Source organism: Pseudomonas haemolytica (assembly GCF_009659625.1).
Classification (GTDB): Bacteria; Pseudomonadota; Gammaproteobacteria; order Pseudomonadales; family Pseudomonadaceae; genus Aquipseudomonas; species Aquipseudomonas haemolytica.
Map to the genome: position 1 here is coordinate 500,822 of NZ_VOIW01000001.1, position 16,279 is coordinate 517,100.

Genomic DNA, 16,279 nt, shown 5'->3' on the forward strand with positions numbered 1-16,279 from the left:
GCTGTGTTGTTCTACACCCCCCAGGCTACTGGCTTGCTGGCGTGGTAATCATAGATACCCCTGAGTATGAAGATATCTTTGGCGTCCTCTTTTCCGGCTTTTTCAATCGCCACTCGCCATAGGCCCCGACCCGCGCCGGCCTGCACTTGGGGTAAATCCACATAGGTAAAGTTGCCGATTTTCTTGCGACTGACACGGCCTGCTTCAATATCCTGGATGATGTCCTCAAGTTTTGCTCTGGCCGGGTCTGGCAGGAGTGTTTTTTGGGTTTCTGCCAGTTCATCCAGCCTCACGATGTTGACGGCCGGATCTCGGGTCGGTATGGGTTCTGGAACAGCGGGAGGCGCGGGCCGGATGGCTGGCCTGTCAACTCTATGTGTTTGAACGCGTGGTGTGTCGAATTCTAGTGGCGTTGAAAATTGGGACAGGCCGCTTTCAAATTTGGCGATAGCGGTGCTGTCGACCATGTGCGCGGGTGCGTCGGGACTTTGCTGATTGCCTCGCGATATGACGATATAGGGTGTTCTGGTTTGTTTGAAATCATCCGCATAGGAAGCAACGTTCAGGTCCTCGAGTTTTTTCTTTAAAAATTTAATCCTGAATAGGGCTAAATCTTCTTTTATATCGGAGTCCGATAAAAACTGAATCAGTGCTGTCTCGAGGGTGATTTGATTCCTAGAGGCATATCGTTCGACAACTGAGTATCTGTCTCCTTCGTCTAAAAAGGCGTTGATTGAGTCTTCCTGCCACGTATCAAGTTTGTATTTGTTTACAAACACATCTAGCGCGCGCTCCTGTTTTTTCGTAACAGTGAAACCTAAAAATTGCGCGCCAGTATCGGGGTCTAAAACACCAATCGTGGACAAAATTTCTTTTGAGAAATTTTCATTTTTGCCAATTATTTTCTTTATTTTTTTAAACAGTTGATCTTTGTTTGAGTCCGATAGGGGCGGCGTCCATATCCGTGTTGATAGGTTCAGTTCGTTATAAATATCCAGCTCGATCCGGAGTGTTAACAAGGCGTTGCGTAATTCATTTTTAGTGCGTGGATTCAAATTGTCCGGGTCTGATAGCCGGCGGCGAAATTCGGCCTCATCTAGAGGCCTTCTTGCGTATTGTCGTGCGTTACTCAGAAGTTGTCGCTTCTGGTGTTGACTCATTTTTTTAATGATTTCTTCGCAAACCCGCATGTCCGCTTCTGATGCATAAACCCCAAGCGCTGCGATCAAATCCACATCCACTTGCTGTTCAGGTGTGAGCGAGCGCAGGCTGCCCAACACTGAACCTCCACCCCGGGTATGTCGTTCGAAACGTGGCTTCCAGCTTTTTGCATCACCCGGCACCACCATAAAGTCTGGGCGGTTGCCTGCCGGGGCTTTTACATAACGCGCACCGTCCTCCACATAAGACTGAAACAGGTGATAGCGGCCGGTCTCATCGCGCATCGCGATCAGTTGGTTATTGTGTTTATCAAAAAAACACGGGGCGCTGCCCACCGGTCGCGACAGCTTGTAATGATGGGCCTGGGCAAAGGCCGGCAAATCAAATAACGGCTCAATCCGTACCGGCAACCGATAAGCTACAACGTCGAGCCAGGCGGGTTCCAGCGGCCTTATTGCGGCTCCTGCCAACGCGACGCTGGTTTTTTGCCCCACGCCGGTTTTTTTCACCAGCCCCGGGATGCGGTGCCCCAGTTGTCTGGCCAGGCCCAACCCTCGATTGATGCTGCGGCGCAAAAGCGCCTGCGCCGTCTTGGCGGGTATCAGGCCGAGCAGAAAGTCGGCGGTTTCCACGCCAAACATAAAGGCGTTCACCGTCGACTCCAGGGAAATTTCGGCATTGCTGCGTGAGCGGAAATCGGCGTGGGAGAGTTGAAAGCCCAGTTGCGCGGAATACAGGTATGCGAGGAAATTACCGGTTATCGGCGTCAAGGCATACCGGTGCGCGCCGCGGGTATCGTTGAAGATCCGTGTGATCTCCAGCGCATCATTAGTGGCCATCCGCTGGATGAAATAGGCTTTCCATTCGGGTTTCGCTTTCAGTGCGTCCAGTTGCGCCAGCCCGTTGGCCAGTTCCCTGAAGGGCACGTCATCCGGCGCCTCCGGGGTATAGAGCACACTGACCCCGTCAGGCCTGGTGCCTTTTCGATGAATGACCAGGACGCGATTGATTACCTGCCCCCCTTGACCCCGTGCCTGCGCGCCGCCCAGCACCAGCAGGTTGACCTCTATTTCGAACCCGCTCACTCGGGGGCGGGTGGTGGAGTCGGGGTGTTCGTTGATGGCCTTTATCCAGTCAAACCCGCTGCCGGGGGTCTGGAAAGTAAACAGTGTGTGGGCGGCAGGGTTGAGGCGAGTCTCAAGGGCATCCTTGTTCATTTGCGCCGCGCAGGCGCGCTGCCAGGCGGTGGCGAAGGTGCTTCCCGTGCCGCTCTCGGAGAAGGCTGACCGAAGGTACGCGGCGTATTTTTGCCCAATGTCGGCCTCCTGGGCGAGGGCGCGTAAATCAGTATTGTCGAGCGCCCCCCACTTTTTCCCGGCGGTGTCGAAGATGTTGGCGGTGGCGCTGATCGTTCGGTGTATGTCATGCACGGACCAAGGGTCGAGATTGCGCCGGGCATAACTTTCCAGGGTGCGCAAATCCACAGCGACTTGTGTCTTCCAGGTGCCCCAGGTCAGTTTTCGCTGCGCCAGATACTCTGGGATATGTATCTTGGGGTCTTGGCTGATGTAGACCGTGGCCGTTTCCTCGTCACGATAGCCTGTGACCTCGGCCGTCCTGGAATTGGACACGCGCAGATGGACCAGGCTTCTATAGGGGGCTATCTCCACGTTGGTAAAAGCCGGCTTCTGTCTTTTGAGCACCGTCTCGGTCTCTTGCTGCGAAAACGCCTGGAGTGTCGCGATGTTCTCAAGCAGTGGCGTGAGTGCCTGATGGCTATCAAGCAGCGCTTGTTCCAGTTCGCGGTACTGGACCTGCTCTTGAGGCTCGGCCAATTTCAGCCAGACGGGGTCGGCTTCCAGCAGGCGCAGGTTTCGCGCTGCGAGAGCATGGGAGACGTCCAACTGCGGCGCCAGGTCTGCACTCAGGTCAAGCTCGCCGGCCGATGGCAATGTCTCGTTGCGCAAGGTGTTGCGGGTTGCATGAAATTGGCGGACTCGCAGTGAGTGGACGCTGTCGATGATCACGTCCGCGATGATCTGTGCCGGCTGCTCAGCCAGTTCGGGCGCATCGCTCAGCACCGCACGCGCCGCGTTTGGCAGGCTGGCGATCAGCAGCTTGCCTGCCAACAGCCCCTCACGTATTCGCGCCACGACGGTTTCGTTCAAGGTCTCCAGGCTTGCGTATTCTTCAAACCCTTCGCTTGGGCTGTACAGCATCACTTTTCCTGCGGGGGCTGTGGTGCCCGCACTGCTGAGGATGAAGGCGCCGGCGAACTCACTGCCATCCTTCAGCGTCAGTCGGTAGACCATGGGTCTGTTGGCGGCGGTAAACACCTGTTCCCGCCCCGCGGCACTTGGGTACTTCAGCACGTTGTCTGCCAGCGCCCGGCCTGCCCGCGACAGCGTGCCGTCGACTGTGCCCAGGGCCAACTGATGAGCCAGCACTTGTCGGCGCAGGAAGACCAACTGCTCTTGCGGGTTGGGTTGTGCGTCCTGGCCCTTGGTCCAGAACGTATTCAGGCTTAGGGTGATAGCAATTGCTGGCGCGTTGGTCAGCGTCGCTATCGAGCCGATTGAAACCAGGCGTTTGTCCGCGTCCAGTGTGTTGCATTCCCGGTAGAAGGCGCCGGTCTCCTGGCTGGCCGGCGCGTCGGCTTCGCGCAACCGCTTGATCAGCGACCCCAGGGGCTCGCAGGACAACAGTTGCAGCTGCTCGGCCTGGTCCAACTGGTAACGGCTGTAGAAGATCTGGTTGGGGTCGATGGGCCGCGGCGCATCGGGAAATATCGCCGCCAATTGCTGCTGATACACGCCGCCCGGCCTCGGCTGTTTTTGCAGCAGTTCGTCGGTTTGGGCATTGAGCCTGTCCAGCTCGCGAATGAGGTGTGCCTGTTGCTCGTCGGCCGAAAGCGAAGCGGGCACCACCACAGGAAGTGTCACGGGCTGGGTAGCTTCAGAAGCGGGAGGCAATGAAGTGTGCATGGGAAACTCTTATAACGAGGGCACGCCACACCGAAGATGGCGCGTGCCTGGCTGAATAGGAGTTTGCGAGTCTAGGGGCGCAGGTTGTCGCTTAAGGGGTGCTTGTTTGTTGGATTAACCAGCACCGTGTGACCGCCAGGCAGGCTCAAGACAACACGGTTGCCAGTGCATAACGCGCATGTGATCCTTGCCGGCTTTTGAGATAAGGCGTTTATTCCATGTCCATGACTATCCGCATTGCCGCCGCCCTGTTGATCGGCAGCGACGGCCGAACCCTGCTGGTGCGCAAGCGCGGCACCCAGGCCTTTATGCAGCCGGGTGGCAAGATCGATGCCGGTGAACAACCTGTGGAGGCCCTGGCCCGTGAGCTGCACGAAGAGCTGAACCTGCGCATCGATCCAGGCCAGGCCAGCTATCTCGGTCACTTCTCGGCACCCGCCGCCAATGAGCCGGGGTTCACCGTGCAGGCTGAGTTGTTCCAGGTGCATATCGACGGGGCGGTGTCACCCGCCGCAGAGATTGAAGAGGTGTGCTGGATAGACCCGGCCAGTGACGGCGGCTTGGAGTTGGCGCCGTTGACCCGCGACCACATTTTGCCGTTTTACCGCGCTTCGCTGGCCACTAACGCCTGATCAACCCATTGATGGGCTGTCAGCGCACGGCGCTGACCCCATCCAGGGTGGAAAACGACGTGTCCTTGGCTGTCAGCAAAAAGTCGCGCATATACGGTGCATCCAGCATGTCCGCGCGAATTCCGGCATACAGCGTCGCAAACAAGCCTTTCTCGCCCAGGCGCTTGGCCTTTACATAGCCGCGCGAGCTGTACTCATGCAGCGCCCAATGCGGCATGCCGCACACGCCACGGCCGCTGGCCACCAGTTGCATCATCATCACCGTGAGTTCCGAGGTACGCACCTGGGCGGGTTCGACGTCGGCAGGCTCCAGAAAGCGCGTGAAGATATCCAGGCGGTCGCGCTCCACCGGGTAGGTGATCAACGTCTCCGTGAGCAGGTCTTCGGGCACGATGTACGACTTATTCGCCAGCGCGTGCTGGTTGGCCACCGCCAGCATGGCTTCGTAGGTAAACAGCGGCACATAGGTGATGCCCGGCAATTCCAGGGGGTCGGACGTCACGACCAAGTCCAGGTCGCCACGTGCCAGCGCTGGCAAGGGCGCGAAGGCGAAACCCGAGGCAAGGTCCAGCTCGACCTCCGGCCAGGCGTCGCGGAACTGGTCGATGGTCGGCATCAGCCATTGGAAGCAGCTATGGCATTCGATGGCCATGTGCAGCCGTCCGGCGGTACCACCGGCCAGGCGTGCGATGTCCCGCTCGGCACCGCGCAGCAGCGGCAGGGTCGCATCGGCCAGTTGCAGCAGGCGCAGGCCGGCGCTGGTGAAGCGCAGCGGCTTGGTCTTGCGCACGAACAACGGCATGCCCAGACGCTCTTCCAGCTCCTTGAACTGGTGGGACAGGGCGGACTGGGTCAGATGCAGGCGTTCGGCGGCCTCCACCAGGCTGTCGGCTTCACGTAGGGCGTGCAAGGTCTTGAGATGGCGGATTTCCAGCATGGCGGCCTCCATGAATGAATTTTGTGCTTAATGATAAAGCATTGAAAAGTATTCATGTGGGCCGCTACGCCATTCAGGTTAGTTCAGAGCCTCGAAGTGCTGCTTGGCGAGCGGTTTGTCGATATTGCCGCGCCAGATTTTAACGTCTGCAAAGGTGGCCCCGGCACCCACTTTAGCCGCCTGCCATTTCATGCCCAGGTATTGTTGTTCGAAGAGCTTCAAATGTGCCTTCTCAAAGTTTTCGAACAGTGATCGAGGCGCTACATAGTGAAAGTGCGCATACCAGATCGGTTTGTCGGCTTTTCCCTGCCTGGTTGCATCGTAAACCTCGTACTCCTGCAGGTAGTCGTCTTGCCCGTCAGGGCGTTTGTCTCTGAGCTTTTGACGCGTGCCTTTTTTTCGAATCAGCACTCGGCCTTTTTTAATCAGGTAGTCCAGGTAGCCCTCCGTGGGGGTCTTGCTCTCCAGACTGCGCTGGATACGCAGGGCTTCCCCTGACTGTTTAAGCGCCGCGGCCCGGCTGCGCAGTTGCTCGACCAGTGGGTTGCCGGCATCCAGGCTTTGCACGTTACTGGCTCGGGTCTCAAGAGCAGTGGCTTCTGCTACACCCAGCATATGTTCGAGATTGATCGGTTCCATGGTTGTGTAGCCGCGGACTTTGTTTTCCAAGGCATCCACTGCTTCCAGGCGCGCACGGGCCTCGGCCACGACGGCCTTGACGTCGGTCGGCAGTTTCGGTGGTGGTGGGGCGGGGCGGCTCTGGGTCGTATTCAGGCGAAAGGTGTTGCTCTCTGCGATGTTATCCCACACCTCAATGACCGCTCCATCTGCGTCGTTGACCATGAATTGTCTTGGCGATTGTTGCCCGGCGGGTTTTTCGATCCCGATCATTAAGTGTCCGTCTTCGGTTTCAAAGACAGCCTGAGTTGCGTTCGACTTCGGTTCGGAGGCGGGCTTCTTTATGGCGCGCTGGGCTTTTTGAATCAGGCGTTTAAGTTCGTTTTGCAGGAGTGGGAGGAAGGTTTGGTCGAAATGATCCGGTGAGCTGTCGTTCCAGGCGATCAGGTCACGGGAAAGTTCTTCGTATACCTCGATGCAGTTTTGCAGTATCCGGTTGCGTTCAACCCTGGTGATAGTGGCTTCGTTAAGGGTCATGTGCAGGGGCCCGAAACGATCGAGTTTGCGCCTGGCGTGGTTCACTGCGTGTTCCAGGTAGACCCATTCAATGCTGATGGTTGACGGTCGAAGCGTGAGGGCTTGTATAAGGTTGCCGCTTCTGATGCTGGCTAGGCGTAGGTCGGTAAACCTTCTTTTCCATTTGTCCAGAAGGGGCGCCATCTCCGTACGCGTTTTTTTGACGGTTATGCGCTTGGTCCACGTGCTCATGTCCTTTATTGAGCTTTCTATCCGGTTCAGTTCGTCGAGATGGTCAAGACGGCACTGCCTGATTTCACTGAGCAGTGCCGCAATCCTGCCAGGTACGAGAGACGAGCTTTTGAGTTCGCGATTGCTCGCGATTAATCGCTCAGTCAATGCAAGTGACCGGTTACTGGCGTTTTCGAGCAGGCGGTTCAATCGATCCGATACGATGTAGGCTGTTCTATTCAGTTCCTCGGGAATGTCGAATTCTGAAAGGCGCACTTGCTTCTGCCTGGCATCTTCAAACGATGTGTGCATTTTTTTTGCGTCTTCAATGTCCTTGGTCAGGTCGATGTCCAGCGCCTTACTGTCCCTGGTTTTTTGAGCTGACACAGCATTCGGGGTCGGGTGGTCGTTCAGGTATTTTTTCAGTTTGGTGTCGCTCTGCGTTACCTGAGAGCAAAGCTCGTTGAATTGCTTTATCACCGAGTTATTGAGCTCAAGGCGCTGCATGTTGATCTGAAGCGCAGCGTCCGGCAGTTGCCGATTGACCGCCGGTGGTCCGCTCGCCCCAGCACGCGATGCTCCCCGTCCGCGCCTGCTGCCGCCGCCATAAGCGGTAAGGCGGCCGCCATACAGGGCCGAGTAAGTGTTCCACTCCAGTGCCTGGTCCAGAGCGATGACTGGCGAGTAGTGCTTGCCCTTGGCGGTCAAGCGCATTTCATGCGTCGTCGGGTCGAACTTCACCTTGAAATAACGGCCGCCGTCGGCGATGAAATGCTCTCCGGAGGTATGCCGCAACGTGTGGCGATAAGCACCGGTATGCACCGGTTGCAGGCTGCCGATTTCAAGCGGTTGATCGAATTCATAGCCGGCGAAGCGATGGCCGCTGGTTTTTGCCTGGCGAGACTTCAGGTTGCGCCAGAAGCCAGGGCGCCATGCGTGTTTGAGTTGATGCTGGAGTATCAATGCCTTTGCGGTGGCGGGCCGGGCCGGGGGCACCGCAGCAAATGTCAGGGCGTCCATGCCGGCATACACCAGGCACTCGAACACCGAAGCCAACTGGTCAATGCCATGGTGCGTGTCGCCTTTCCTGAAGGCATCGACGGCGGCGTACAGGCTGGTGGTGGCATCGGCCAGGGAAACGGCGGTGCCGATCAGCGGAATAAAACCCAGCGCGATTTTGATGCCGTTGAACACAAAGCCACTCTTGAGCGCGTATTTTTCATCGGCCAGGTCTTCGTTGGAGCGGGCGTCATTTCGATTGCTCTCAATCAAGCGCCCCATGTGGGCATCCAATTGATGGGCCGCCAGGGAGGTGGTGACCGGCCAGGGAAAGCCGACACCGATGATCGCGTCAAAGTTTTTTGTTTTGGCCAGGTCGATGCGGTTGACGTGAGACCTGGGTTCGCCAGTCAACGCACGGCTTGCCACGTAGTTGACCATGCTATCGAGGCTGCACAGGTCAAACAGTTTCTTGCGTGCCAGTTCGAGGCTGTCGAAGCGTCGCAGGCAGCGTTCATCCGGCGCGTCAGGCAAGTAAAGCAAGGTCGTCCCGGAAGTTTTTTCCTGTATGAAACTCACGCCTGAGAGGGTGACCGTGCCATAGGCGTTATTGTCGCTGTCGTCGACCAGGGTTGCTGGTAACAGGGCAATGCGCTGGGTGCCGATAGCCCAGTCCGCCTGCGTGTCGGCGTCGATTGCGATCTCCAGAATATTCAGGTCATCGGCGGTTATATGGTTCTGCATGAACGCCAACTGGCCCTGAATCTTGAGCATCAGGCGCAGCGGTTCGGTCAGGCATTCGCGGCGGTAGTCTTGCTGGAAGGTCGACGCTTGTGGGGTGCCCCTGAATGCCTGGTAGATGCGTGTTTCATAGTTTTTTGCCAGGTTAAGGTCGCGGATCATCCTGACCAGGTAGGTGCCATTGATACCGGCCTTGAGGCTATTGAGTTCGGCGGTGTTGTCAGCCGTCACCTCCAGGGTCATGTAGTGCAGGCGCTTGCCCAGGCTGCTGTCGATGTTGCTCAGTGCCAGTTCATCCAGCGACATCTTGCTACGCTGGAGGCTGGGGGTGGTTTTCATCTTGAAGGGCGTTCCGCCGACGCCGCTGCCCCCTTCGACAGGATCCCTGGCTTCTGTTGTCGAGTCAGGCAGCTCCAACTGCACGGTAAAACCCTGGGTGATAGAAAAATCCTCGCGCAGGCGTGAGTCGATCTTCAGCCTGACGAACTCATCACGTGGCGCCAGTGAGCGATCGAGCAGCGCCTGTGCGCGCTTGAGTGCCGGAATGTAAGCCTTGAGCCGACTCTTGAGTAGCTCGCGTTGGTCCTCAGTTTGTGTGCCAAGCCAGGTCGGTAGTTTTTCCGCCAGGTGGCTGCTGTTGTTCTGTTCCACGATCTGCAAAAAGGCCGCTTCGCGGGCGCTGTGTTCAGGGACCAGGAGTTGTTCGAAGGTCTCTTCGCGTAATGTTTTCAGGTGTTCGGCCAGCGTGTCGGCATCGTCGGGGCTGGCGTAGGTCGAGCGCAACTGCGCCGCGTGCTCTTCGAACTCGGTTTGCTGAAGGCTGAGGCTGTGTTCAAAGGGGTTGCCGGTCAGCTCCTTGAGCATCAGGGCAAGCTGGTCGTCCTGAGGGGCGATGTTGAACAGGGCTGCTTCCAAGGCGTGTCGGGAGGTGAAGCGTTGCAAGGCTCCGCCTGCGCCGGGCCAGTAGACCAAGTAACTGGCGGCGGATGTGGGCGGCGGTTTCAACGCCGTTACGGCAGTGAACACCAGAGGCCCGTTGAGCTCGCTTTCGGTAATTTTTTTCGTGGCATTGGTTTGTTCGGTGACCGAGAGGGTCATTGAATAGGCTGCTACTTCAACAAGGCGGTCTTTGGCCACGGGCGAATCAAGCACGACCTCCAGCAATTTCAGTTCATCGGCGCTGATCTGGTTCAGAGCCTGCTGAATCTGCGCTTCGATTCTCAGCCCCGCCACGCGCGCATTGTAAAGAGCGGTAAATTGGGTGTTGAGGGTCGCTACATCGCTGGGGCGCCTTTCAAGCATGAGGCGTGCCGCAACGGCTGACGCTTGCTGGTGTACCCGCAACTCATCGAGTTGCTGCTTGAATCGCTGCACCTGTGCGTTCCGGTCGGCTGCAGCCGTGGTTTCGCCAAACAGAGTATCCAAGGCCGAGCGTTGTTGCTGAACTCGGGCCTGGCGGTGGCTCAATGGCAGGCTGGCGTAGAGCAGGCCGAACTGTGCAAACGGAGCGTCCTCAAGTGGGGGGCGCGCTGGCAATTCAGGTGCCTGTGCAAACAGCGAATGGCTCTGACGCTGTTTATCGAACGCTTCGACAGGCAGCCGCGCCATGTTGGCATTATCGATTTCGACACCCGGGACAGGCTTGATCGCCTCGCGAAATTGGGCATCGGCCAATAGATTAAGCCAGTCGCTGATACCAGTTTGCAGCGGGCGGGTCTTCAGACGGTAGCCAATCGTGGCCAGGGGCTCGAAGTTCGCGGTCGAAAACAAGACCTGCTGGTGAGTGATCAACCAGCGTTCCATGTCCGTGCGTTTGGCGAACGTGCGCCAAGCCGGTTGATGGGCGGGCAAATACACCAACTGGCTGACCGGTTGATCGGTATCCAGGGTTAACACCCATGCTCCAGGCAGGACGAGAGCGTCGGCAGCAGGGCGCATGAGTACGATTTGTTCAGTGCAGATCTTTTCGGCTCCAGGCTCTGCCAGGAGAGGATCGATAATGGCAAACAGTGGGTTGAGCGCCGCGGCGCTGATTGCACCTTGGGCCAACAGCGCTTCGCCAGAAGCCTCGAAGTGGATCTTGTACAGCTCGGTTGCCCTTGCACGGCATGACACAGGCTGGTCGGGCGCGCGGTTGTTCAAAAAGTGCCGGGTCCAGGCATCCTTGATTGCCTGCTCCAGATCCAGCCCTTTGAGTTCATCCAGCACCATGGGCACCGTGTACCCTGAAAGCCGGTGGTTGGACGGTAAGATGAGTTGCCCCTCAGGCACTTGTGTCGTATCCAGGGAGGGGTGCTGCTGCATGTAAAGGCACGCTTCGTTTATAGATAGGATGCTTGATCCCCGCGCCTGGGTGGGCAGGAACTTCAGGGCGGTGCGCTCACCGTCCAGTTGTAAATGCTCCAGGAGCATCTGGTTGACCACTGTGCGTACCGATGGCGTGCCTGCCATCAACTCGCGCATTTCCTTGCAGCAGTCTTGCCAGCGCTGTGTGGCGTCCAGCAGCAGGTTTTCTTCAATATTCGCGGGCGGTAGCAGGAGTGATAATCCGAAATCGTTCAGGTTGACGTCTGGGGTGTCGGTCATGGCAGTGGCTCATTCATAAAAAATGATTAGAGAGCGATCGCCATAACCGGTGGTGGGACATAACTATCGGACGACCGTTGAGCGGCCTTCATCAAACTGTCACGCAACCGTGGCAGCGCGCTTGAACAAACTTCATCAGACTCGCGCTCTACTGGGGTTCTGTGTTTCGGTGTTTTTCATGCGCGTGTTGTTTTTACTGGCCGCTCTCTTATTCGGCCTGCCGTCTCTTGCGGCGTCTCGATGTGATGTCAATGTCCCGACCCAAACGGTCGACCTGGAACAGGTGAGCATCGCCTACCAGAGCATCGGCCGTGCGTCTGACCCTGCCTTGCTGCTGGTAATGGGCCTGGGCGGGCAGTTGATCCATTGGCCAGACGAGGTCGTGGTGGCCCTGTGCGAACAAGGTTTTCGGGTCATTCGCTATGACAACCGTGACGTGGGCCTGTCGACTTGGCGCCAGGCTCCGGCCAGCGCCAACCTGACCTTCGAAGTGCTGCGCTACAAACTCGGCCTGCCGGTGGCGGCCCCATACACGCTGACGGATATGGCCGACGACGCCCTGGGCTTGATGGATGCCTTGCAGGTGCGCCAATTCCATGTATTGGGCGCGAGCATGGGCGGCATGATCGCCCAGCATCTGGCGGCGATGGCGCCGCAGCGGGTGGAAAGCCTCACGCTGATCATGACCAGTTCCGGCGCCGAAGGCTTGCCCGCTCCGAATGCTGCGCTGGTGCAATTACTGTCTCGACGCAGCGCGCCTAACCGTGAGGTGGCGCTGGAACAACAGGCGGATTTGCTCGCTGCACTGGGCAGCCCGGACGTGAAGGATGATCGCCAGGCACTCTTGCACCAGGCGGCACTGTCTTATGACCGCGCCTTCAACCCCGAAGGCGTCAAGCGCCAGATCATGGCGATCCTCGCCGAACCCAGCCGTGTGCCGTTGCTCAACCAATTGCGCGTGCCGACCCTGGTGGTGCACGGCACCGCAGACCCGCTGTTGCCGGTGATGCACGGCGTGCACTTGGCGGCGCATATCCAGGGTAGCCAGCTGAAACTGATTCCTGGCCTGGCCCATCGTTTCCAAGAGGCGTTCAAGGCGCCGTTGCTGGCGGCGGTGCTGCCTTACCTGCAAGCCCATCGCGAAGATGCCGCCCACTGGGCGCAGATTGACCTGGGCGAGCCTGCGAAGGTGCTGTGAAGTTGGTGTATCGTGCAACCTTTATGGCGCACATTAATGCCAGCGAGGTTGCCTACCATGAGTACTCCCCTGAAAATCGATTTCGTCAGCGACGTGTCCTGCCCCTGGTGCATCATCGGCCTGCGTGGCCTGACCGAAGCCCTTGACCAACTGGGCAGCGAGGTGCAGGCCGAGATCCATTTCCAGCCGTTCGAGCTGAACCCGAACATGCCCGCCATCGGTCAGAATATCGTCGAGCACATCACTGAGAAATACGGATCCACGGCAGAAGAATCCCAGGCCAACCGTGCGCGTATCCGCGACATGGGCGCTGCGTTGGGCTTTGCTTTCCGCACCGACGGCCAGAGCCGCATCTACAACACCTTCGATGCGCATCGTCTGCTGCATTGGGCCGGGTTGGAAGGCTTGCAGTACAACCTCAAGGAGGCATTGTTCAAGGCCTACTTCAGCGGTGGCCAGGACCCGTCCGATCACGCAACCCTGGCGATCATCGCCGAAAGCGTCGGCCTGGACCTCAATCGCGCCGCCGAGATTCTTGCCTCTGATGAATACGCTGCCGACGTGCGCGAGCAGGAGCAACTGTGGATCTCCCGTGGGGTGACATCGGTGCCGACCATCGTGTTCAACGACCAATATGCGGTGAGTGGTGGTCAGCCGGCTGAAGCCTTTGTGGGGGCGATTCGCCAGATCATCGCCGAGGCCAAAAACTAAAGCCAAACACAGATCAAAATGTGGGAGCGGTGCAGGCAGATTATTCCTGGCCCATCCCTTGCATTACCCCCCTAAAGCCCACCCGGCCTGCGGTTGGGCGCTGCCATTAGGGGTGAAACATTACCTTGAACATTCTTGACCTCGACCACAGCCTCACCGGCCAGGCCCCGATTGCCCGGCGGTTGGCCAGCGGTCGGGCCACGCGCCTCGACCTGTTGGACCTGGGCCCGAAACTGCGTTTGTGGTCCACCGAAAAAACCTGGAAACGCTTTGTCGCGCGCCTGGCCCAACGGCCACGGCCCAGGGACGCACGCCCGGAGATTCTGTTTGTCGGTTCCGGCGACTATCACCACCTTACGCCGGCCTTTTTGGCCGACCTGAAAGAACCCATCAGCCTGATCCACTTCGACAATCACCCCGACTGGGTACGCTTTGCACCCAAGCGCCACTGTGGTTCGTGGGTCAACCGTGCGCTGAAGATGCCGGCGATCAAACGCATCGTTACCCTCGGCCCGTGCAGCGATGACCTGCATAACCCGCAACTGCGCGGCGGTAACCTCGGCGCCCTCAAGCGCGGGCACTTGCAGCTGTTTCCCTGGCAGCACCCGCCATCGAAAGTCTGGGGCCGGGTGGGCGACGGTGCCGGTCACCAGCAGCAGGAAAACCACCTGCACTGGCGCAACCTGGCCGACCTGGACTGGGCAGCATTCCTCGACCAGATGATCGCCAGCCTGCCCACCGAAGCGATCTGGATCACCATCGACAAAGATGTGCTGGCCAGTGAAGACGCCGCCACCAACTGGGACCAGGGCGGCATGCGCCTGACCCATTTGCTCCAGGCCCTGCGGGCATTGGCGGCGCATAAACGCATCATTGGTATCGACGTGTGTGGAGAGTTCGCCGTGCCCGCGTTCAGCAACGCGTTCAAGCGCTGGGAGGCCAAGTCCGACCAGCCACCACCGGAGCGTTGGACCGCGCAGGATTTGCAACGCAATGCCGCGACCAATGAAGCCTTGATCGACCTGTTTGAGGAGCTGTTCCCGTGACCCTGACCGTAGTGTTGTTGCTGGCTTTTTCCATCGTCCTCGATGTGATTGGTCAGTTGTGTTTCAAACTGGGCGTGGACCGTTTGCCGCAACTCGATGGCGGGTTCCGCCTGCGCGCATTCTGGGGCCAGGTGTTCAATGCGCCGTTGCTCTGGGCCGGCGTCGGGGCCTATGTCATCGAATTTTTCGTCTGGCTCGAAGCCTTGTCCCGCGCGCCGTTGAGCCTGCTGTTTCCGCTGGCGGCATTGGCGTATTGCCTGGTGGTCCTGGCGGGCAGAGTGGTGCTCAAGGAAACCGTCAGCCCACGTCGCTGGCTGGGCACGCTGGTAATTACTTTTGGCGTGATGTTGGTGGCGATTGCCGGGAGCCAGGCATGACGACGCAGACAATCGATACCGGCTGGTTGCATGGGCGCCTTGGCACCCTGGTGCTGTGGGCGCTGCTGATCGCGACCGAAAGCGCCGGGCAGTTGTTTACCAAGGTGGCCGGTGATCAATTGGGGCAGATGGACTTTACCTGGCAGTGGCTGGCTGACGTGGCACGCAACCCCGGGATTCTGGCGGCAATCGCCAGTTATCTCGGCGCGTTTTTTGTGTGGATGCTGATTCTGCGGCGCAGCAGTTTGTCCTTGGCGTTTCCGTTGAGCTCGCTGGTGTTTGTGGCGGTGTTGCTCGGGTCTTGGTTGGGGTTGGGGGAACACATCAGCGTGTTGCACTGGGTGGGAGTGGTGGTGATTGTGGCGGGGATTGTGTTGCTGGCGGAGGGGGAGGAGAACTGACCGGTCTGGTATGTCGGACATCAGTTCAAATGTGGGAGGGGGCTTGCTCCCGATAGCAGGTGGGCAGTCAACTTATTAATGGCTGACCCACCGCTATCGGGAGCAAGTCGAATCGTCGCACCGCCCCTCCCACATTTTGATCTCCTTACATCAGGCTGCTGGCGTTTAATCGAAGGTGTAGCTGATCGCGGTCTGCACCTGGCCCTGGTTCACGTCACCCGCCTGCTTGACGATGCTGCTCTTGGCCGCCGAGCCCACCAGGTGCACCCAGCTGGCGCTGGTCAACAGGGACCAGTGGGGCGCCAGGGGGAAGGCAAAGCTTTTGCTCAGTGTCACGTTCTGGAAGCCACCGCTGGCGTTGTAGGGCCGAAAGCCGGTAGCGGCGGCTTCGTTGTTGTCGACGCCGAAGAAGGTGTTGGTCTGGCGCGCATCGGCAAAATGCGCGACCAGGCCGCTGCTGCCAATAACCCCACCGCCCAGCGGGTAGCCCAGCTCGCCACCGATTTTACCCAGGGTGCCGCTCTGGGAATGCCCGCCGCCCACGGCCTGGCCCACTTGTGCGTAGACCCGCCAGAAATCGGCCGGGGCGTACTGGACGAAACCGCCGACCTCGGCCATGTCCGACACATTGCGCAAGCCCTGCAACTCGCCGTTGGAAGTACGGCCCGCCAGGTAATTGATATACGGCCCGGCGGTGATGCCGTGGCTGTTCAGCGCGCTCCAGGTCAGGCCGTCATCGGTGCTCAGGCTGACGTTGCCCCAATCCAGGTCCAGGTAGGGCACTGGCCGGGTTTCGTAGCGGCTGCCGGTGGGGTCGTGGGGCTGATAGCTGAGGCCCGCGCCCACGTCGCCGCTGATGCCGCCTGCCCACGCGGCACTGGAAAAGCTCCACAGCCCAAGTAAACCGGTGAATACAGCAGACGTGATGTTGGACATGATGCGTTTTCCTAAGGTGGGCAGGCGCGCATGAACGCGCGAACCCTCAGGTCTGCGCAAGCACTCATGTTGTTTGTAGCAAGCTACAAAAATTGTAGCTCCCACGACACATTTTCCTCTGAATATTCGGCAAACCCCCAGCCCCGCTGGGCTTTGGCCAGTTGGCACAGTCCCTGCTCTATCCCTTGGCAAGCGCATACAGCGC

At 58.7% G+C, this 16,279-nt stretch carries 10 protein-coding genes; 6 read left to right on the forward strand and 4 right to left on the reverse strand.

Annotated elements, in window-relative coordinates:
• Positions 1-11: 11 nt before the first annotated feature.
• On the reverse strand, positions 12-4,145 hold the full coding sequence (locus FRT59_RS02245) for a dermonecrotic toxin domain-containing protein (protein ID WP_153870299.1): 4,134 nt from the start codon (positions 4,143-4,145) through the stop codon (positions 12-14).
• A 218-nt stretch (positions 4,146-4,363) separates the two neighbouring features.
• Here FRT59_RS02245 and FRT59_RS02250 point away from each other — a divergent pair, with 218 nt between their 5' ends.
• Positions 4,364-4,777: an NUDIX hydrolase gene (locus tag FRT59_RS02250; RefSeq protein WP_153870300.1), complete on the forward strand. Its 414-nt coding sequence runs from the start codon at positions 4,364-4,366 to the stop codon at positions 4,775-4,777.
• A gap of 19 nt (positions 4,778-4,796) precedes the next feature.
• On the opposite strand, the gene metR is transcribed toward FRT59_RS02250, so the two are convergent.
• Entirely contained in the window at positions 4,797-5,714 is a 918-nt protein-coding gene (gene metR, locus FRT59_RS02255) for a transcriptional regulator MetR (RefSeq protein ID WP_034118334.1), read from the reverse strand.
• 78 nt (positions 5,715-5,792) lie between these two features.
• A complete protein-coding gene (locus tag FRT59_RS02260) occupies positions 5,793-11,405 on the reverse strand; it encodes a dermonecrotic toxin domain-containing protein (RefSeq protein ID WP_153870301.1) in 5,613 nt (1,870 codons plus the stop codon).
• A 178-nt stretch (positions 11,406-11,583) separates the two neighbouring features.
• Here FRT59_RS02260 and FRT59_RS02265 point away from each other — a divergent pair, with 178 nt between their 5' ends.
• From FRT59_RS02265 to FRT59_RS02285, 5 genes are all read left to right on the forward strand, one after another.
• Positions 11,584-12,603, forward strand: a complete 1,020-nt coding sequence (locus FRT59_RS02265) for an alpha/beta fold hydrolase (protein WP_034118333.1) — start codon at positions 11,584-11,586, stop codon at positions 12,601-12,603.
• A 57-nt stretch (positions 12,604-12,660) separates the two neighbouring features.
• Positions 12,661-13,314 (forward strand): DsbA family oxidoreductase, encoded by a 654-nt coding sequence (locus FRT59_RS02270; protein ID WP_153870302.1) that lies wholly within the window; start codon positions 12,661-12,663, stop codon positions 13,312-13,314.
• Positions 13,315-13,439: 125 nt separating this feature from the next.
• Positions 13,440-14,360 carry an arginase family protein gene (locus FRT59_RS02275; protein ID WP_153870303.1) on the forward strand — a complete coding sequence of 307 codons (921 nt, stop codon included), beginning with the start codon at positions 13,440-13,442 and terminating at the stop codon, positions 14,358-14,360.
• Entirely contained in the window at positions 14,357-14,737 is a 381-nt protein-coding gene (locus FRT59_RS02280; RefSeq protein WP_162524983.1) for a DMT family transporter, read from the forward strand. The genes FRT59_RS02275 and FRT59_RS02280 overlap by 4 nt, the downstream gene beginning before the upstream one ends.
• Positions 14,734-15,138 carry an EamA family transporter gene (locus FRT59_RS02285; RefSeq protein ID WP_153870304.1) on the forward strand — a complete coding sequence of 135 codons (405 nt, stop codon included), beginning with the start codon at positions 14,734-14,736 and terminating at the stop codon, positions 15,136-15,138. Before FRT59_RS02280 ends, FRT59_RS02285 begins: the two co-directional genes overlap by 4 nt.
• Before the next feature lie 165 nt (positions 15,139-15,303).
• Here FRT59_RS02285 and FRT59_RS02290 read toward each other — a convergent pair whose 3' ends face one another.
• Positions 15,304-16,074 (reverse strand): MipA/OmpV family protein, encoded by a 771-nt coding sequence (locus FRT59_RS02290; protein WP_153870305.1) that lies wholly within the window; start codon positions 16,072-16,074, stop codon positions 15,304-15,306.
• Between the last annotated feature and the right edge of the window lie 205 nt (positions 16,075-16,279).